Annotated in this window: 16 protein-coding genes; 9 read left to right on the forward strand and 7 right to left on the reverse strand. The window is 66.6% G+C overall.

The window, feature by feature from the left end:
- Positions 1-9 precede the first annotated feature (9 nt).
- The 3 genes from C9I47_RS04550 to C9I47_RS04560 all read right to left on the reverse strand — a co-directional run bounded on the left by C9I47_RS04550 (position 10) and on the right by C9I47_RS04560 (position 2428).
- Positions 10-531, reverse strand: coding sequence for a DUF4426 domain-containing protein (locus tag C9I47_RS04550; protein ID WP_111265696.1), 522 nt, complete (start codon positions 529-531; stop codon positions 10-12).
- A 9-nt stretch (positions 532-540) separates the two neighbouring features.
- A complete protein-coding gene (proC, locus tag C9I47_RS04555; protein WP_111265697.1) occupies positions 541-1392 on the reverse strand; it encodes a pyrroline-5-carboxylate reductase in 852 nt (283 codons plus the stop codon).
- Between the two features lie 307 nt (positions 1393-1699).
- Positions 1700-2428 carry a YggS family pyridoxal phosphate-dependent enzyme gene (locus tag C9I47_RS04560; protein ID WP_111265698.1) on the reverse strand — a complete coding sequence of 243 codons (729 nt, stop codon included), beginning with the start codon at positions 2426-2428 and terminating at the stop codon, positions 1700-1702.
- A gap of 169 nt (positions 2429-2597) precedes the next feature.
- Between C9I47_RS04560 and C9I47_RS04565 the strand changes: the two genes are divergently transcribed.
- The 6 genes from C9I47_RS04565 to C9I47_RS04585 all read left to right on the forward strand — a co-directional run bounded on the left by C9I47_RS04565 (position 2598) and on the right by C9I47_RS04585 (position 11832).
- Positions 2598-3635: a type IV pilus twitching motility protein PilT gene (locus tag C9I47_RS04565; RefSeq protein WP_111265699.1), complete on the forward strand. Its 1038-nt coding sequence runs from the start codon at positions 2598-2600 to the stop codon at positions 3633-3635.
- A 106-nt stretch (positions 3636-3741) separates the two neighbouring features.
- Positions 3742-4872, forward strand: a complete 1131-nt coding sequence (locus tag C9I47_RS04570) for a PilT/PilU family type 4a pilus ATPase (RefSeq protein ID WP_111265700.1) — start codon at positions 3742-3744, stop codon at positions 4870-4872.
- Positions 4873-5609: 737 nt separating this feature from the next.
- Positions 5610-10415: an RHS repeat domain-containing protein gene (locus tag C9I47_RS04575; RefSeq protein WP_223250276.1), complete on the forward strand. Its 4806-nt coding sequence runs from the start codon at positions 5610-5612 to the stop codon at positions 10413-10415.
- On the forward strand, positions 10351-10737 hold the full coding sequence (locus C9I47_RS17440) for a hypothetical protein (protein ID WP_223250277.1): 387 nt from the start codon (positions 10351-10353) through the stop codon (positions 10735-10737). Before C9I47_RS04575 ends, C9I47_RS17440 begins: the two co-directional genes overlap by 65 nt.
- 134 nt (positions 10738-10871) lie before the next feature.
- A complete protein-coding gene (locus C9I47_RS04580; RefSeq protein ID WP_111265702.1) occupies positions 10872-11120 on the forward strand; it encodes a hypothetical protein in 249 nt (82 codons plus the stop codon).
- A 229-nt stretch (positions 11121-11349) separates the two neighbouring features.
- Complete coding sequence (locus C9I47_RS04585) at positions 11350-11832, forward strand: FKBP-type peptidyl-prolyl cis-trans isomerase (RefSeq protein ID WP_111265703.1); 483 nt, start codon at positions 11350-11352, stop codon at positions 11830-11832.
- Positions 11833-11958: 126 nt separating this feature from the next.
- Here the strand turns inward: C9I47_RS04585 and C9I47_RS04590 are convergent, their stop codons facing one another.
- Positions 11959-12525: a DNA-3-methyladenine glycosylase I gene (locus C9I47_RS04590; RefSeq protein WP_111265704.1), complete on the reverse strand. Its 567-nt coding sequence runs from the start codon at positions 12523-12525 to the stop codon at positions 11959-11961.
- Between the two features lie 163 nt (positions 12526-12688).
- On the opposite strand from C9I47_RS04590, the gene C9I47_RS04595 reads away from it, so the two are divergent.
- The 3 genes from C9I47_RS04595 to C9I47_RS04605 are packed head-to-tail and all read left to right on the forward strand — an operon-like array spanning position 12689 to position 14712.
- Complete coding sequence (locus tag C9I47_RS04595; RefSeq protein WP_111265705.1) at positions 12689-13255, forward strand: YqgE/AlgH family protein; 567 nt, start codon at positions 12689-12691, stop codon at positions 13253-13255.
- On the forward strand, positions 13248-13742 hold the full coding sequence (gene ruvX / locus C9I47_RS04600; RefSeq protein ID WP_111265706.1) for a Holliday junction resolvase RuvX: 495 nt from the start codon (positions 13248-13250) through the stop codon (positions 13740-13742). The genes C9I47_RS04595 and ruvX overlap by 8 nt, the downstream gene beginning before the upstream one ends.
- A gap of 16 nt (positions 13743-13758) precedes the next feature.
- Positions 13759-14712, forward strand: a complete 954-nt coding sequence (locus C9I47_RS04605) for an aspartate carbamoyltransferase catalytic subunit (protein WP_111265707.1) — start codon at positions 13759-13761, stop codon at positions 14710-14712.
- Between the two features lie 195 nt (positions 14713-14907).
- On the opposite strand, the gene C9I47_RS04610 is transcribed toward C9I47_RS04605, so the two are convergent.
- The 3 genes from C9I47_RS04610 to mgtE all read right to left on the reverse strand — a co-directional run bounded on the left by C9I47_RS04610 (position 14908) and on the right by mgtE (position 17622).
- Positions 14908-15753 (reverse strand): carboxylesterase family protein, encoded by an 846-nt coding sequence (locus C9I47_RS04610; protein WP_190238606.1) that lies wholly within the window; start codon positions 15751-15753, stop codon positions 14908-14910.
- A 93-nt stretch (positions 15754-15846) separates the two neighbouring features.
- The gene (locus C9I47_RS04615) at positions 15847-16233 is read right to left on the reverse strand and encodes a nuclear transport factor 2 family protein (RefSeq protein ID WP_111265708.1); all 387 of its coding nucleotides are present in this window, start codon (positions 16231-16233) and stop codon (positions 15847-15849) included.
- Between the two features lie 27 nt (positions 16234-16260).
- The gene (gene mgtE / locus C9I47_RS04620) at positions 16261-17622 is read right to left on the reverse strand and encodes a magnesium transporter (protein ID WP_111265709.1); all 1362 of its coding nucleotides are present in this window, start codon (positions 17620-17622) and stop codon (positions 16261-16263) included.
- Positions 17623-17741: the final 119 nt, after the last annotated feature.

Raw genomic sequence — 17741 nt, forward strand, 5'->3', positions numbered from 1 at the left:
GCTGCGCGCTCAGTCCGGAAACACGTCGCGATTGAACAGCAGGCGGATCGGCGCCTGGCCGTCGAGTTCGACCTGGATGTCGAAGCGCAGGGTGTCGGGCGGGGTCACCTTCACCGTGCCGACATAGTCGATCAGCGCCGGCTGTGGGCCGGTCTCGTCGCGCACCTCTCGCAGCACCTGGCGCTCGGCGACGCCGCGCAGATCGCTGGCCTGCATCCGTACCTGCGCGGGCAGCGCGACTTCGTCGCTCTCCGGGCCCTTGCGGACGCCGACCAGGACCAGTACCCGGCCGGGTTCGCGTTCGATGCCGTACTGGCGGGCCACCGCCTCGCCCAGGCGCGTGGTCGGGACCACGCTGGCGCGGACGGTGACGTCGCCGGCACGGACGGTCGCCTCCTCCATCGCGAGCCCCTGCGGTGGCGGCGGTGTCGACGACTCGCGGCCGCAACCGGCCACAATGGCGCCCAGCAGGGCGGTGGCCAGGAGCGCGCGCAGTGGCGCGGATGCGATCCGTGAGCGGTGGTTGCGCATGCCGATCCCTCAGTCGTTGGCGGCCGAAAGCTCGCGACCGCGGCGGGTCGCGGCCGTGATCGCGGCATCGACCAGGGCACGGAAACCGCCGGCCTCGAAGGTCTCGATCGCCGCCTGGGTGGTGCCGCCGGGCGAGGTCACCCGCTTGCGCAGCACCTCGGCGGTCTCGCCGGACTCGACCAGCATCCGCGCCGCGCCGAGCAGGGTCTGCGCGGCCAGGGTGCGGGCGGTGTCCTCGGGCAGGCCCTGGGCCTGCCCGGCGGCCTGCATCGCCTCGGCGAGCAGGAAGGCATAGGCGGGGCCGCTGCCGGAGACCGCGGTGACCGCGTCCATCAGCGCCTCGTCGTCGATCCACACGGTCTCGCCGGCGGTCGCGAGGATGCGCTCGGCGGCATCGCGCTGGGCGTCGCTCACGCGTGGATTGGCGAACAGTCCGGTGATGCCGGCACCGAGCAGGGCCGGGGTGTTGGGCATGGTCCGCACCACCGCGCGATCGCCGCCGAGCCAGCGATCGAGCTGCGCCGAGGTGATGCCGGCGGCGATCGACACCGCCAGCGGGTCGGTCTCGGCCGCGGTCGCTGCCACCGCGTCGCAGACCGTGCGCATCACCTGCGGCTTGACCGCGAACACCCAGACCCCGGCGTCGGCGATCGCCTCGGCGGCATCGGCGACGGTGACCACCCCGTAGTCGGCCCGCAGGCTGTCGCGCAGGGCTTCGACCGGCTCGGCGACGCGGATCGAGGCCGGCGCGGTGCCGCGGGCGACCAGGCCGGCGATCAGGCTGCGGGCCATGTTGCCGCCACCGATGAAGGCGATGGTGGCAGGACTGACGGCGGTGGATTCGGAACTGGCAGCGGACATGGAGGCAGGGGCGATGTGTCGGAGGCACGAGGATAACAAGCGCGGCCAGCCCCCGGCCCCGTCGGTCCGGCCCCGTAGGAGCGGCGTAGGCCGGGATTCCGGGGCTGCGCCCGGATATCCCCAAAGTTTTCTGCGCAAACCTTGGGCCCCACCGTTGCGCTCCCACACCCCCATTCGCGTCTTCAGCGCTTAGGGGGCGGGTCACACGCCTTTACACCGTAGGAGCGGCGTGAGCCGCGATGGGCCTTGCCGTGAAACCCGATCGCGGCTTACGCCGCTCCTACGAAGACCTGAGGGTTGTTGACCCTCAGCTCCGCCGTCCGAACAGCGCCGTCCCGATCCGCACCATGGTCGCGCCCTCGGCGATCGCCAGCGGGTAGTCGTCGCTCATGCCCATCGACAGCGTGTCGACGCGCGGATGGGCCTCGCGCAGCGCCCGGAAGCAGCGATGCATGTCGGCGAAGGCCTGCCGGCGGACCGCCGGCTCGGGCGCGGGGGCCGGGATCGCCATCAGCCCGCGCAGGCGCAGGTTGGCGTGGCCGGCGATGGCCGCGGCCAGGGCGGCGATCGCGTCCGGCCGACAACCGTGCTTGCCGGATTCGTCGTCGATGTTGACCTGGATCAGCAGGTTCAGCGGTTCGCGTCCGGCGGGGCGGTGGCGGGCGAGCGCGTCGACCAGCTTGGCGCGGTCCACGGTCTGGACCCAGTCGAACAGGGTCGCCGCCTCGCGCGCCTTGTTCGACTGCAGATGGCCGATCAGGTGCCACTCGATCGCGGCGACGTCGGTGCCGGAAGCCAATTCGGCCTGCTTGGCGGCGGCTTCCTGGACGTAGTTCTCGCCGAAAGCGGGAATCCGGTCGGGTTGCCGTTCGCGCAGGGCCGCGGCCAGGCGGGCGACCGCCGCCGCCGGCTGGGTCTTGCTGACCGCGAGCAGGCGCGGGACTGGCCGGCCGGCGCTTTGTGCCGCGTTATCAATACCTTGCAAGGTGTCGCGCAAGGCGTCGTGCGGAGGGTTGGCGTGCACGGATGGGGTCATCGGAGTCGGTACGGGTCGCCGGCAGGCGGCTTTGCGACCGATGCCGCAGTTGCTGGCCTGCGCTGGATTTGCGTCGTGGGTCCGGGGCTATACTGCCCCGCAGGGGTAGTATCGTTCCAGTCCTAAAGGTTCCCGACAGGGGGCCGATCAGTAGTGCGGGGGAGCACGCATGGATATCGCCGAGCTGTTGGCGTTCTCGGTAAAGAACAAAGCATCCGACCTGCATCTGTCGGCCGGTCTGCCGCCGATGATCCGGGTCGATGGTGACGTCCGCCGGATCAATATCCCGGCGCTGGACCACAAGCAGGTGCACGCGCTGGTCTACGACATCATGTCGGACAAGCAGCGCCGCGACTACGAGGAATTCCTCGAGGTCGACTTCTCGTTCGAGATCCCGGGCCTGGCGCGATTCCGCGTCAACGCGTTCAACCAGAACCGCGGCGCCGGTGCGGTGTTCCGTACCATTCCGTCCGAGGTGCTGACCCTGGAGGACCTGGGCTGCCCGCGCATCTTCAAGGAGCTGATCGACCAGCCGCAGGGCCTGATCCTGGTGACCGGCCCGACCGGTTCGGGCAAGTCGACCACGCTGGCGGCGATGCTCGACCACGTCAACAAGAACGAGTACGCGCACATCCTCTCGGTCGAGGATCCGATCGAGTTCGTCCACACCTCGCAGAAGTGCCTGATCAACCAGCGCGAGGTGCACCGCGACACCCATGGCTTCAACGAGGCGCTGCGCTCGGCGCTGCGTGAGGATCCCGACTACATCCTGGTCGGCGAGCTTCGCGACCTGGAGACGATCCGCCTGGCGCTGACCGCGGCCGAGACCGGCCACCTGGTGTTCGGCACCCTGCACACCAGCTCGGCGGCCAAGACCATCGACCGCATCATCGACGTGTTCCCCGCCGGCGAGAAGCCGATGGTGCGCTCGATGCTGTCGGAGTCGCTGCGCGCGGTGATCAGCCAGGCGCTGCTGAAGAAGGTCGGCGGCGGCCGTACCGCGGCATGGGAAATCATGGTCGGCATCCCGGCGATCCGTAACCTGATCCGCGAGGACAAGGTCGCGCAGATGTATTCGGCGATCCAGACCGGCCAGCAGCACGGCATGATGACGCTCGACCAGCACCTGCAGGACCTGGTCAAGCGCGGCATGATCGCGCGCCAGCAGGCCCGCGAGTACGCCAAGGACAAGCGCCTGTTCGACTGATTCCGCGCATCGCCCCCGCCGAATCGGGGGTGTTGGACAGGGTGGGGCGGCGGGGACGCGCCGGCCCCGCCGGGAAAGACAATCCGGCCTCATGGAGGCACATGCAATGAGCACGATCGACTTCACCTCCTTCCTCAAGCTGATGGCGCACCAGAAGGCGTCGGACCTGTTCATCACCGCGGGCATGCCGCCGTCGATGAAGGTCCACGGCAAGATCTCGCCGATCACCCAGAGCGCGCTGACCCCGCAGCAGAGCCGCGACCTCGTGCTCAACGTGATGAACCCGCAGCAGCGCGAGGAGTTCGAGAAGACCCACGAGTGCAACTTCGCGATCGGCGTTTCCGGTGTCGGCCGCTTCCGCGTCAGCTGCTTCTACCAGCGCAACCAGGTCGGCATGGTGTTGCGCCGGATCGAGACCAAGATTCCGACCGTCGAGGAACTGAGCCTGCCGCCGATCATCAAGACGCTGGCGATGACCAAGCGCGGCATCATCATCTTCGTCGGCGCCACCGGCACCGGCAAGTCGACCTCGCTGGCGGCGATGATCGGCTACCGCAACCAGAACTCGACCGGTCACATCATCACCATCGAGGACCCGATCGAGTTCGTGCACAAGCACGAGGGCTGCATCATCACCCAGCGCGAGGTCGGCATCGACACCGACACCTGGGACGCGGCGCTGAAGAACACCCTGCGCCAGGCGCCGGACGTGATCATGATCGGCGAGGTCCGCACCCGCGAGGGCATGGACCACGCGATCGCCTTTGCCGAGACCGGCCACCTGGTGCTGTGCACCCTGCACGCCAACAACGCCAACCAGGCGATGGATCGCATCATCAACTTCTTCCCCGAGGATCGCCGCGGGCAGCTGCTGATGGACCTGTCGCTGAACCTCAAGGGTGTGGTCGCGCAGCAGCTGATTCCGACCCCCGACGGCAAGGCGCGCCGGGTCGCGATGGAAATCCTGCTCGGCACTCCGCTGGTGCAGGACTACATCCGCGACGGCGAGATCCACAAGCTGAAGGAAGTGATGAAGGACTCGGTCCAGCAGGGCATGAAGACCTTCGACCAGAGCCTGTTCGAGCTCTACCAGGCCGGCGAGATCGGTTACGAGGACGCGCTGCGCTACGCCGACTCGCAGAACGAGGTGCGCCTGCGCATCAAGCTCGCCCAGGGCGGCGATGCCCAGACCCTGGCCCAGGGGCTGGATGGGGTCGAGGTGGCCGAGGCGCGGTAGCGCTGCGGCCAACCCCGCTGCTTGGGTGTTGGAAGGGGCATGTGGCCTGTGTAGGCTGAGCGCGCGTTTTGCTCCGGCTTGATCCGCCTCTGATGTCTAGGCCCGCTGGCGTCGCTAGTGCTCGAAACGGTCTGAGCTACGCAGCCTGTGGCGGCGCATCTGGTGCTGCTTAGTTCGTGTCGAATGCATCTGCGTAGTTCGCTTGTGTGTTGGCTTCGACCTCCCTTGGCGCCTGGATGGAGTGCCGCAACCTTGTTGGAGTACTCCATTCAATCGATTGCAGTAGCTATGCGCGGTCAACCGCACGCTGAAGCTACGCAGACTCAATTTGCCGATATTGCCCTTTTGTTTTGCTGGAGCGCATCAATTTGAGCTTGTTGCGCCGCTGCGAACAGGAGTTGATGGGTGCTCAGGGCTTCCTTCGAGCACCGAGTCTTGTCGAAGGCAGTTGATCGTGGCGTGCTGATGCACGGAAGTTGTAGCCAGGCTGCGCCGTAGTTGCTTGAGGTGTTTCATACCGGCTCCAAGATCTGTTGCGTTCTGTCAAGTTCGGGTGATAGCGTTGGATGACCTTCTTTGGAAGGTGCGTTCGTTCACTGCCTCAGGTGAGCGCGCTTGATGATTGAAAGGGAATTCGACTCTACGGCGAGTGCGACTCTGCTTTGAGCTGATCAGCGAGCTCGAAGTCTGGCTCGGCATCGCATTGGCGTTGAATGCCGGCAACGGAGTGCTGAAGCATGATGAAGATTTCGCTGGGTCGGCCCGTGAGGCTGGTCGTTCTGTTCGTATCCGCTCTGGCCATGCACCTGGCCGCGAGCGCCCCAGTAGCGGCGCAGTCCGCATCGCCGATCAGTTACTGCTACGAGGACGCATGTTTCCCGTCCTTCCCGCAGGCCTATGACGCCGCTACTGCGGCGGCCGGTGGTCAGCCGCTGCATCAAACCGATCAGTTTCTGGTTGGGCCGTATCCGCCGTTTCTTGAGTCGGCGGAATGGGTCTATCAGTACGAAACTGATCTGCTGCCTGTCGAAGAATACTTCCCCGCCGCATATGGTGAGCGTTGGATTGAGACACTCTGGAGTCAAGAGAATCCGGGGGCGTGTGCTTCCTATTCGGTTCCCTTTGCCAAGCCAAAGTGCAGCGCAGAGAGTGAGTTGCAGCAGGCGCTAAGTACGTGGATCCCGGATGTCAGCAAGGGAGGCACTGGAGAGGTCTATGTGCCTGATGGCATGGAGGGTGATTGGGGGGCGGTCATTTCGTATGGATATTCCAACTTGATGGATGCCGGTAATTTCGCGGATGGATATGGTGTTGTTATCCGGGGCGGGAAAACTGCGAACTATCAAGTTTATATTGACGGCGAGTATTCTGGGAATGACCATTGGAATATATATAAATATGACGTCTACAAGTGCCCTGAAGGCAGAATTTCTTTAGGGGAGGTTTCGGTGTCGGGAGTCGACTTGCAAGCGGCTGGCTGGCCAGTGGTTTGCAAAGATAATAATTCGTATGAAATAAGGAAGAAGTTCGATTTTGGGTGTGGCCTGTGCGATGAAGATGGAGTGGATGTCTCCCGTGGAGAGCATTCCGTGCGGGAAAATCTGGTGTCGCTTGATGGTGTGCGCGTCAATATTTCTTACGATTCGAATAAGCGCGCATGGATGCCGGACCTCGACAGGAAAATTGAGTGGGGTTCCAGTGGGGCGGTAATTGAGGTCGAGCCTGGCCTGTTTTCCTACTTGAGGCATGTCGAAGGGAACACGTACAAGATCGACGGGCGCCCTGATGAGCTTGCATGGGAGAACGCGAACGGCAGCTTTATATATCGGACAGGTAGCCAAGAGTATCGGTTCGATGAGGATGGCTTGTTGGCGTCTTTTGGTCCTATAGGCGCTCCGAGAGCGAGGATATTGCGTGACGAGAACGGGCGAATCGAGTCGGTCAAGACCCACAATGGAAGATCTGTGAATCTTTCATATGAGGGTGGTCGCCTCCTTTCCGTCAGCACGGGCGAGCAGAGTGTAGACATTTCGTACGACACTGTTGGAAATGTGGCAGGTATAGATTGGAGCTCCGGGGCTCAGAAGTCCTTTGTTTACGGTGAGCCTGCATTGGCGGCGGCGGCAGACAATAATCTGTTGACGGGCGTGCTTTCGGAAGGGGGGCGCGAGCGCAGTTTCGGCTATGACATTTCGGGTCGGATAACCTATCGGTCTTCTGGCGAGTCGGGTTCTGAATCGCAGGTTGTTACGTATTCATATCCCGATAATAGTCATGCCGTTGTGCACTTGGCTTCTGGTGCGCTCCGTACCTATGAGTTCTCTGCGGATCTTTATCGCAAGCCAGTGTCTATCAGCGACAGCGCCGGCTCCGCGACCCATCAATATGATGCTGACAGCCGCATCGTAGAGTGGACCGATGCGCGTGGTACGACGACCACTTACGGTTACACCTCCAATTACGAGAGCAGTAGGTTGGTGGCGGTTGGAACCGCGCAACAGCGACGCATCGAGACAGAGCGCGACCTCAAGTTTGGGAAGATCACGTCGCGAAAGACGTTCGATGCTGCTGGGCAGCTGGTAGCCGAAGAAACAAGGACTTTGAACGGACGCGGACAGGAGCTTACTTACGCTCGGACCGACCCGGCGACAGGAGTTTCGCGACTCATCGCGACAACTTACTGCGAGTCGGCAGATGTAACCGCGGGAACCTGTCCAAAGGTGGGGCTCGTTACCCATGTGGATGGCCCTCGAACGGATATAGTCGACAAGACGTTCTATACGTACCGCGCCAGCAATGAAGGAAGTTGCGCGACCTCGCCGACGACCTGCGCCTGGCGCAAGGGCGATCTGTGGAAGGTCACCGACGCGCTTGGCCATGTCACCGAGACCCTGCGCTACGACGGCGCCGGCCGGGTGCTGTCGGTCAGGGACGCCAACGACGTCGTCACCGACTTCGAGTACCACCCGCGTGGCTGGATGACCGCGCGCAAGGTCCGCGGCAGCGACGACAACAGCGAGGCCGACGACCGCATCACCGCCATCGCCTACCTGCCGACCGGCCTGGTCAGCAGCGTGACCCTGCCCGATGGCAGCTTCACCTCCTATGTCTATGACGCCGCGCACCGGCTGACCGACATCGTCGACGCCGACGGCAACCGTCTGCACTACACCCTCGACAACGCCGGCAACCGGATCAAGGAGGAGGTGCTGGGCGAGAACGACGCCCTCAAGCGTACCCTGTCGCGGGTCTACAACCAGCTCGGCCAGCTGGCGACCCAGGCCGATGCCGGCGCCAACCCGACCGACTTCACTTACGACACCAACGGCAACCTGGAGACGGTCACCGACGCGCTCAGCCGGGTGACGCAGAACGACTACGACCCGCTCAACCGCCTGATCGGCAGCCTGCGGGACGTCGGCGGCATCGAGGCTTCGACCGCGTTCGAGTACGACGCGCTCGACAACCTGACCCAGGTCACCGACCCGAAGGGGCTGGACACGGTCTACAGCTACAACGGCCTCGGCGATCTGACCCAGCTCGACAGCCCCGACACCGGCGTCACCTCCTACCAGCACGACGACGCCGGCAACCGCAGCAGCCAGACCGACGCCCGCGGCGAGGCCACCGGCTACGGCTACGACGCGCTCAACCGCCTGACCTCGGTGAGCTACAGCGACAGCAGCCTGGACGTGGCCTATGCCTACGACAGCGTCCAGCCCGGCTGCGCCGCCGGCGAGACCTTCGCGATCGGCCGCCTGAGCCGGATGAGCGACGGCAGCGGCCACACCGACTACTGCTACGACCGCTTCGGCCAGTTGGTGCGCAAGGTCCAGGTCACCAATGGCCAGTCCTTCACCCTGCGCTACGCCTACACCCAGGCCGGTCAGCTGAGCCTGATGACCTACCCGGACGGCACCGAGGTCGACTACGTCCGCGACGGCCAGGGCCGGACCAGCGAAATCGGCGTCACCGCACCCGGCGGCAGCCGCGAAGTGCTGTTGAGCAACGCCAGCTGGTACCCGTTCGGCCCGGTCGGGGCCTGGACCTTCGGCAACGGCCGCACGTTGTCGCGCACGCTGGACCTGGACTACCGCCCGCAGTCGATCCTGAGCACCGACACCGGTTCGCCTACCAGCGGTGGCGGACTGGATCTGGGCTTCCGCTTCGACGCGGTCGGCAACCTGACCAGCCTGCACGGCGCCGATCGTGCCGACCCGCCGCGGGTGCGCCTGGACTACGACGCGCTGAGCCGGCTGACCGCGTTCCGCGACGGCCCGACCGACACCGCGATCGAAAGCTACGGCTACGACGCCACCGGCAACCGCACCAGCTTCACCAATGCCGGCGGCACCCAGGCCTACAGCTATCCGACCGACAGCCACCGACTCGGCGCGGTCGCCGGTGTGGCCCGCGGCTACGACGCGGTCGGCAACACCACCGCCATCGGCGGCACGAAGGAATACGTCTACAGCGCCGCCAACCGCCTGAGCGCGGTCAAGCAGGGCGGCGCGGTGACGATGCACTACGGCTACAATGGCCGCGGCGAGCGCGTGCATCGCCACCTGGGCAGCGACGTCACCTACAGCGTCTACGACGAAGCCGGCCACTGGGTCGGCGACTACGACGCCAGCGGCGCACCGAAGCAGCAGGCGATCTGGCTCGACGACCTGCCGGTGGGCCTGCTCAACGGCATCGCGACAACCGCCAACCGCCTGCACTACATCGAACCCGACCACCTCGGCACCCCGCGCGCGGTGATCGAACCCCAGCGCGACGTCGCGGTCTGGACCTGGGACATCGCCAGCGAAGCCTTCGGCAACAGCGCCCCCAACCCGGACCCCGACGGCGACAGCACCGCCTTCGTCCTCGACATGCGCTTCCCGGGCCAGCGCTACGATGCCGCGAGCGGACTGAACTACAACTACTTCCGGGATTATGAGGCGGGAGTGGGGCGTTACCTGCAGAGTGATCCGATTGGATTGATGGGAGGGCTTTCAACGTATGGATATGTAGATGGCTTGCCTCTAGCTTCGGCTGATCCTCTTGGGTTGCAAAGTGCTCTACGTCGTCCCCCCTATAATCCGGGATGGTCGGGACCAGGAGGTGGTGCGGATCACTCTAGTGGCTGGGGGCCGACGCCTGGTGAAGTTTGGGATGGGCTCACTCAGTACATGTCTGACCTGGTGAGTGGCCGCCCTAAAATGACGCGAGAGCAGACGATTTATTATCAAAGATACTGCAAGGGCGAAGATGATAAGTGTGCGGCGTTGAAGGCGGCGTTGCAGCAACATATTTACGTTGCAAAGGGAAAGATGGCTAAGATGTTTTTTGACCCGCAGAATTTATATCTATATGCGTTTGCTGAAAAGAATCCAGCTATTGGTAACACAAGCTGGTTGGGCCATGGTGACGAGTTGGCTGGGCGAATCAAGGCGATTGAGACAATGATCTCGTTGGGGAAGCTGATGAACTGTGATGTTTCGCAAGAAGAGCAAGCCGCTCGAACATTGTTTGTTCCTCGTGCGCCTTTTGGAAAATAGTATGAAAGTTGGAGTGAATATTCCAGTTTTTAGCTCTCCTGCGACGGCGTATGCGTCGATCTGGGGTGAATTGGAGTTGCCAGTTTTGCCCTGTGTTGACGACGAAGTTTCGTTCGTTTTTTCGGGTAAAGAGTCAATGCCTGAGATTCCTCGGTTTGGTGTTATAAGCGTTGTTGGAAGGCGGTTTAGCGTGGGGAGCTCTCCTCTGTGTTTCCTTGAGTTGTCAGATGTTGTGATGGACGATGCTGATTCGGCTGAGGCGATGTGTAGTTACTTTGAGCGGCAGTTTGGTTTTATTGTGGACCGTTACCTTGCCGACTGATCGGTGGTGTCAATGTCATTGGTGCGAAAGGTGAGGCCGGGTTCATTTTATAACGCGACTAGCAAACACGAGCTCCGCGCCTGCGAAGCCAAGCGCTTGAGCACGGCCCAACCGGGTGATGTGGTGGGGGTGGTATGAACTACGAGGACGGAACGGCCGTCCTGATCGGCGACAGGGTGGATCTCGGCGGCGGCATGACAGGCGTCGTCGTGGCCGTTATCGCTACCGGTGAGTTTTCTGTAGGCTATTCGGCAGACGACTGGCGCTATCTGCGCGCCGGAGTCCTGATCGAGTCGCCCCAGGCCGGCGCCGTCCACTACCCGGACGCTTGGACCGGTCTCGTCCTGCTCAGTCGGGCCAGTGCCGGCCCGCGGGATATCTGACCCGTCGCATACCGGACTCGATGGGGCATACCGATCCAGGTGCGATCACCGGACCGGCGGTATCTGCGGCGCGGGAATATGCGCCTGCCCCCCCCCAAACTTGCACTCACCGCCCGCCACGTCCAGACTTCCCGTTCTGGCCGCCTTGAGCGGCTATTTCTTTGCGTCGTCTGTCAGTGCTCCGGCCTTTTCGGCGTATTCCCACACTCCCTAGACAATGGAGGCTCCCATGGAGATCGCCGACCGTCGCGTCGCTTCCTTCCACTACACCCTGACCGACGATGCCGGTCAGGTCATCGACTCGTCCAGCGGCCGCGACCCGCTGAGCTATCTGCACGGCGCCGGCAACATCGTCGCCGGGCTGGAGAAGGCCCTGGCCGGCAAGCAGGCCGGCGACAAGCTCAAGGTCGATGTCGCGCCCGAGGAGGGCTATGGGGTCCGCCACGACGGTCTGGTCCAGCAGGTGCCGCGCGAGGCCTTCCAGGGCATCGACAACGTGCAGCCGGGCATGCAGTTCCAGGCCCAGACCGGCAACGGTCCGCTACTGGTGACCGTGACCGAGGTCGGCGAGGGCACCATCACCGTCGACGGCAACCACCCGCTGGCCGGCAAGACCCTGCACTTCGACGTCGAGATCACCGAGGTGCGCGACGCGACCGAGGACGAGCAGCAGCACGGCCACACCCACGGCGCGGGCGGCGAGCACGCCTGATCCGCCTGCGGTAGCGCCGGCGATGGTCGTGGCCTCGTGCCGCGGCCACGTGCGACGACATCCCGGCCCGGATCGCGCCTGCGGTCCGGGCCGTTTCATGTCCGCGGGGCGGGGAAGGGCCGGCGCTCAGCCGGTCAGCGCGACGACCGAGGGCAGCCGCGGATGCTCGCGGGCGATGCGTCGCATCGCCGGGCAGTCGGCGCGGTGGGCGCCGGGCAGGTAGCCCAGGCTCATCAGGAATTCGCCGGTGATCTCGCCGCCGGTGAAGCGGAACGTGCGCTTGAACAGCTTCACCCACGCGGCCTTGTCGCGAGGCGCGTCGCCGTCGCGGGCATGCGCGTCGAGCCAGTCGGCGAAGCCGCCGTGACTGTCGCGCATCGCCCGGATCACCCCGGCGTTGTGGATCGCCGCGTCGACCTTGAGCCGGTTGCGGATGATGCCGGCGTCGGCCAGCAGCCGTGCGCGCTCGGCCTCGCCGTAGCCGGCGACCGCGTCGACGTCGAAGCCGTCGTAGGCGCGGCGGAAGCCCTCGCGCTTGCGCAGGATGGTTTCCCAGCTCAGCCCGGCCTGGTTGATCTCCAGCAACAGGCGCTCGAACAGCACCGCCTCCTCGCGCTGCGGCACGCCGTACTCGCGGTCGTGATAGGGGCCGTGCAGCGGGTGGCCGGGCGCGATGTCGCAATAACCTGACATGGAATACTCCTCGCGGCCGGGCGGCGGGCCCGGCAGGCTGGAAGGGTCGAGGTGGAGGGCCGCCGCCGACCGTCGCTGCGCGGCCGGGCAGACGCCGGACCCATGACCATAGCGCGTCGCGCGGACCCACGCGAGCCGCTGGCGAGGCGCTAGAATGACGGCCATGTCCGTGCCCACTACGCCGCTCGCCAACCAGCTCCTGATCGCCCTGCCTTCGCTGGCGGACACCAACTTCTCGCGCAGCGTCGCGCTGATCTGCCAGCACGACGAGGACGGCGCGATGGGCATCGTGGTCAACCGCGCCTCCGAGTACACCCTCGGCGAGGTGCTGGGCCAGATGGGGGTCGAAGGCGGCAGCGACTCGCTGCGCGCGCAGCCGGTCCTGGCCGGTGGCCCGGTCCACCCCGAACGCGGTTTCGTGCTCCACGACGGCGGCCTGAACTGGGACTCGACGATGCAGATCGGCGAGCAGCTGTACCTGACCACCTCGCGCGAGATTCTCGAGGCGATGGTGCTCGGCGAGGGGCCGGCCAACGCGACCGTGGCGCTGGGCTGCGCCGGTTGGGGCTCGGGTCAGCTCGAGCGCGAGTTGGCCGACAACGACTGGCTGACCGCACCCTCCGACGCCGAGCTGCTGTTCTCGATGCCGCTGGACGCGCGCTGGCAGGCCGCGGCCGGTCGCATTGGCGTGGATTTCGCCCATCTCGCCGACTACGCGGGGCATGCCTGAGGCGGCCGTGATGAGACGCGACGGCACGGTACTTGGATTCGACGTCGGCGCCCGCCGCATCGGCGTCGCGGTCGGCAGCGCGTTCGGCAATGGCGCGCGTGCGCTGGCGGTGGTCGACGTGCACGGCCATGGCCCCGACTGGACCGCGATCGATCGTCTCTGCAAGGAGTGGCGGCCGGACGGCTTCGTGGTCGGCGACCCGATGACCCTGGACGGCGGCGATCAGCCCAACCGCCGGCGCGCCCATGCGTTCGCCCGCGAACTGCACGCACGCTACCGGCTGGGGGTGGCCCTGGTCGACGAGCGCGCCAGCTCGGTCGAGGCCGCGCAACGCTTCGCCGGCGCCCGCGCCGAAGGCCGCCGCCGCCGCCGCGATGCCGAGGTGCTCGATGCGATGGCCGCCGCGGTCATCGTCGAACGCTGGCTGGCCGCCCCCGACGACGCCACGGAAATCGGCACCCCGCCGTCTTCCGACGCTTCCCACTGATACCGCCCCGGACCCCATGAGCCCAACGCCTTCCGCCACCGCGCCGCACGCTGCGGTCGACCCGTCGCGCCACCTGATCGGCCTGCGGGACATGCCGCGCGAGCGGATGCTGACCCTGCTCGACCGCGCCCAGCACTATGCCGAGGGTCACGACGCGCGCAGCGCACTGGCCGGCACCGCGGTCTGCACCCTGTTCTTCGAGCCTTCGACCCGGACCCGGCTGAGCTTCCAGCTCGCCGCCCAGCGGCTGGGCGCGGACGTGCTGAACTTCGACGCCTCGACCTCGTCGACCAGCAAGGGCGAGACCGCGCGCGACACGCTGAAGACCATCGAGGCGATGGGCGTGCGCGGTTTCATCGTTCGCCACAAGCACGACGGCGCGGTCGCCGCGCTGGCCGCGGAGGCCGCCGAAGGCACCCACCTGATCAATGCCGGCGACGGCCGCAGCGCGCACCCGACCCAGGGCCTGCTCGACATGCTCAGCCTGCGCCAGGCCAAGGGCGGCGACTTTTCGTCGCTGAAGGTGCTGATCGTCGGCGACGTCAAGCACTCGCGGGTCGCGCGCTCGGACCTGCACGCGCTGCGCACCCTGGGCGCCGGCCAGATCCGCGTCTGCGGACCGCGGGCGCTGCTCCCCGACGACGACACGCTGAAGGACTGCATCGTCAGCCAGGATTTCGACGCCGCGCTGGACGGGGTCGATGCGGTGATGATGCTGCGACTGCAGCGCGAGCGCATGGAGGACGGCCTGGTCGCCTCGCTGGAGGACTACCACCGCGACTACGGCCTGACCGCCGCGCGCCTGGCCCGCGCCGACGCCGAGGCGGTGGTGATGCACCCGGGGCCGATGAACCGCGGCGTCGAGATCACCGACGAGGTCGCCGACGGCCCGCGTTCGCTGGTGCTGCGCCAGGTCGCCAACGGCGTCGCGGTGCGGATGGCGGTGCTGGAAAGCCTGCTGCGGCGGTAGCCGGAGCCGATCGCGGCTTACGCCGCTCCTACGGGAGCCAGAGTCTGGCGTGCGCTTGACGTTGCCTGCGGCGACGGGGCCGCGACGCGCGTCCTCGCCGAGCTCCACCCGGTGCGCATGTAGGAGCGGCGTAAGCCGCGATCGGACCTTGCCGTGAACGCTTCATCGCGGCTCACGCCGCGTCTGTGCGCTGTTTCAGCGGCGCCGCTGTCCGAACATCCAGTCCCACATCGGCGCGTAGTTGTAGGTCGCGTCCCAGGCGTTGTGGTTGGCGTCGGGAAACTCGGTGTAGCGGACGTCGGCGCCGGCGGCCTGCAACGCGGCGTGCATGCGTCGCGACTGCTGCGGCGGCACCACGTCGTCGCGGCCGCCGTGGAAGATCCAGACCGGCAGATGATGCAGGCGCGTGGCGGTGGCTTCGAACGGATCGGCGGCACCGGCCACCGCTTCGACCGCCAGCGGCGACTCGGCGCGCGGCGAGGTGATGCCGCCGCAGACCGGGGCCAGCGCGGCGAAGCGCTGCGGCTGCAGCAGCGCCAGCTCCCAGGTGCCGTAGCCGCCGCGCGACAGGCCGGTCAGATAGGTGCGGTCGGGGTCGCCGCCGAACTCCGCCGTCGCCGCGTCGAGCGTGGCCAGGGCCATCGCCGCGACATCGCCGTCCCAGGAGCGCTCGGCCGGCGACTGCGGGAACACCACGATCGCCGGAAAGCGTTGCGCATGGGCACGCAGGAACGGGCCCAGGCCGACCGCGGTCTGCTTGTCGCCGTCGGCGCCACGCTCGCCGGAGCCGTGCAGGAACAGCACCACCGGGCGTCGGCCGGCGGCGTCCTGCAGGCGCGTGGAGGCGGGCACGAAGACCTGGTAGACACGCTCGACGCCATCGAGGCGGACGGTGCGGCGGACGAACTCGCCCGCCGCGACCGGCTCGGACGACGCGTCGGCGGACCGCGATGCGGATGGCGTGGTCGTGCAGGCGACGGTCAGGGCGAGCAGCATCGAGGTGGCCATCAGGGACAGGGTCCGGCGCAACGTGAGGGGCATGGCGGGAGGGCTCCGGGTGCGGTTCGAGCGGGAAGCGTGCAGGGGGCAGGCTACCGCAACGCGGCGGCCGCTGCCGGGGTCAGCGCGCGAGCTTCAATCCCGGTCCGCTGCGATCGGCGTGCCCTGGTGGAAGACCATGCGCCAGCCGGCATCCTCGTGTCGCCACAATGAGCTGCGCAGCGAATGCCGTGCTGGCCGTGCGGCGTCGGCATCGACGATCGTCGCCCGATAGGTCGCCAGGGCCAGGCCCGCGCCCAGCAGGCGCAGCGAGAAGTCCTCGATGCGGTACTGGAAGAGGCCCGCCTCGCGCGGCAGTCGCGTCAGCACTTCGTCCTTGCCGAACGCGCGGCCGCTGCTGGCGATCTCGACGAAGTCGTCGGCGACCAGCCCGTCCAGCGCCGCCACCGAGGCGCGCGTCGCCGGTTGCAGCAGGCGCTGTTCGAGTTCGAGCAGATGGGCCTGCAGTGCCACGGTGTCCATGAGGTCGCCGCCGTCCGTGCCGCAGGCTCAGTGCAGCAACACCAGGGTCGCCAGGCCGAGGAAGGTGAAGAAGCCCAGCACGTCGGTGACCGTGGTCAGGAAGATGCTGCTGGCCAGCGCGGGGTCGAAGCCCAGCCGTTTCAGGGTCAGCGGCACGGTCACCCCGGCGGTGGCGGCGAACAGCAGGTTCAGGGTCAGCGCCGAGGCGATCACCAGCGACAGCTGCCAGTCGCGGAACCAGAACCAGACCACGATGCCGAGCAGGGAGCCGAGGGTCAGGCCGTTGAGCAGGGCCAGCCGGACTTCCTTCCACAGCAGCACGCCGGCGTTGGAGGCGCCGACCTGGCCCAGGGCGAGGCCGCGCACCATCAGCGCCAGCACCTGGGTGCCGGCATTGCCGCCCATGCCGGCGACGATCGGCATCAGCACCGCGAGGGCGACGATCTTCTCGATCGTGGCCTCGAACTGGCCGACCACGCTGGCGGCGAGGAAGGCGGTGCCGAGGTTGATCGTCAACCAGATCAGGCGCCGCCGCATCGCCCGTCGGATCGGGCTGAACAGATCCTCTTCCTCGTCCAGGCCGGCCGCGCCCAGGGCCTGGTGCTCGGCACGTTCGCGGATGATGTCGACCACGTCGTCGATGGTGATGCGGCCCAGCAGCACGTTGCCGTCGTCGACCACCGGCGCGCTCAGCCAGTCGTGGTCGGAGAACTGGCGGGCGACCTCGTCGGCGGATTCGTCGACGTCGATCGCCGGCTGCTCGTCGTCGACCAGCTTGTTGATCGGGTCGCCCGGCTCGCAGGTCAGCAGCGAGGCCAGCGCGATCCGGCCCAGGTACTGGTGGCGGCGGCTGACCACGTACAGATGGTCGGTGTGTTCGGGCAGCTCGCCGCGCAGGCGCAGATAGCGCAGCACGACGTCGACGGTGGTGTCCGCGCGCACGGTCACCACGTCGGGATTCATCAGGCGGCCGGCGGTGTCCTCGGGGTAGGACAGGACCTGTTCGAGGCGGTCGCGGTTCTCGCGGTCCATCGACTTGAGGACTTCGTCGATGACCGTGTCCGGCAGGTCCTCGACCAGATCGGCGAGGTCGTCGATGTCGAGGTCCTCGACCGCGGCGACGATCTCGTCCGGATCCATCTCGGCGAGCAGGCTCTCGCGGACCTCGTCGCCGACGTGGACCAGCACCTCGCCGTCGTCCTCGGCGTCGACCAGGCCCCAGACCACCGTGCGCTTGGCCGGCGGCAGCGATTCGAGCAGGTTGCCGATCTCCGCCGGCGACAAGGTATTGACCAGCCGCCGGACCGGGCCCAGGCGGCCGCTGTCGAGCGCATCCGATAGCAGGCGCAACTGGCGTGCGGTCTTGTCGTGGCGGACGGCTTCGGCCATGCAGGGCTCCGGTTGTGGGGCTCAGCGGTGTGGTCGGCGGCGCGGTCGGAAGAACCGGACGACGGGGTCGGCCCGGTTCCAGGTCGGGCGCCGCAACCGTCCCGGCGCCCTCCGCAAGG

The sequence above is a fragment of the Marilutibacter maris genome, from assembly GCF_003233695.1.
Lineage (GTDB): Bacteria > Pseudomonadota > Gammaproteobacteria > Xanthomonadales > Xanthomonadaceae > Marilutibacter > Marilutibacter maris.

Excerpts from the sequence above, each read along its gene's own strand:
- C9I47_RS04550 (WP_111265696.1), bottom strand. The coding sequence starts at position 531 with ATGCGCAACCACCGCTCACGGATCGCATCCGCGCCACTGCGCGCGCTC.
- proC (WP_111265697.1), bottom strand. The coding sequence starts at position 1,392 with ATGTCCGCTGCCAGTTCCGAATCCACCGCCGTCAGTCCTGCCACCATC.
- C9I47_RS04560 (WP_111265698.1), bottom strand. The coding sequence starts at position 2,428 with ATGACCCCATCCGTGCACGCCAACCCTCCGCACGACGCCTTGCGCGAC.
- C9I47_RS04565 (WP_111265699.1), top strand. The coding sequence starts at position 2,598 with ATGGATATCGCCGAGCTGTTGGCGTTCTCGGTAAAGAACAAAGCATCC.
- C9I47_RS04570 (WP_111265700.1), top strand. The coding sequence starts at position 3,742 with ATGAGCACGATCGACTTCACCTCCTTCCTCAAGCTGATGGCGCACCAG.
- C9I47_RS04575 (WP_223250276.1), top strand. The coding sequence starts at position 5,610 with ATGATGAAGATTTCGCTGGGTCGGCCCGTGAGGCTGGTCGTTCTGTTC.
- C9I47_RS17440 (WP_223250277.1), top strand. The coding sequence starts at position 10,351 with ATGTTTCGCAAGAAGAGCAAGCCGCTCGAACATTGTTTGTTCCTCGTG.
- C9I47_RS04580 (WP_111265702.1), top strand. The coding sequence starts at position 10,872 with ATGAACTACGAGGACGGAACGGCCGTCCTGATCGGCGACAGGGTGGAT.
- C9I47_RS04585 (WP_111265703.1), top strand. The coding sequence starts at position 11,350 with ATGGAGATCGCCGACCGTCGCGTCGCTTCCTTCCACTACACCCTGACC.
- C9I47_RS04590 (WP_111265704.1), bottom strand. The coding sequence starts at position 12,525 with ATGTCAGGTTATTGCGACATCGCGCCCGGCCACCCGCTGCACGGCCCC.
- C9I47_RS04595 (WP_111265705.1), top strand. The coding sequence starts at position 12,689 with ATGTCCGTGCCCACTACGCCGCTCGCCAACCAGCTCCTGATCGCCCTG.
- ruvX (WP_111265706.1), top strand. The coding sequence starts at position 13,248 with ATGCCTGAGGCGGCCGTGATGAGACGCGACGGCACGGTACTTGGATTC.
- C9I47_RS04605 (WP_111265707.1), top strand. The coding sequence starts at position 13,759 with ATGAGCCCAACGCCTTCCGCCACCGCGCCGCACGCTGCGGTCGACCCG.
- C9I47_RS04610 (WP_190238606.1), bottom strand. The coding sequence starts at position 15,753 with ATGCCCCTCACGTTGCGCCGGACCCTGTCCCTGATGGCCACCTCGATG.
- C9I47_RS04615 (WP_111265708.1), bottom strand. The coding sequence starts at position 16,233 with ATGGACACCGTGGCACTGCAGGCCCATCTGCTCGAACTCGAACAGCGC.
- mgtE (WP_111265709.1), bottom strand. The coding sequence starts at position 17,622 with ATGGCCGAAGCCGTCCGCCACGACAAGACCGCACGCCAGTTGCGCCTG.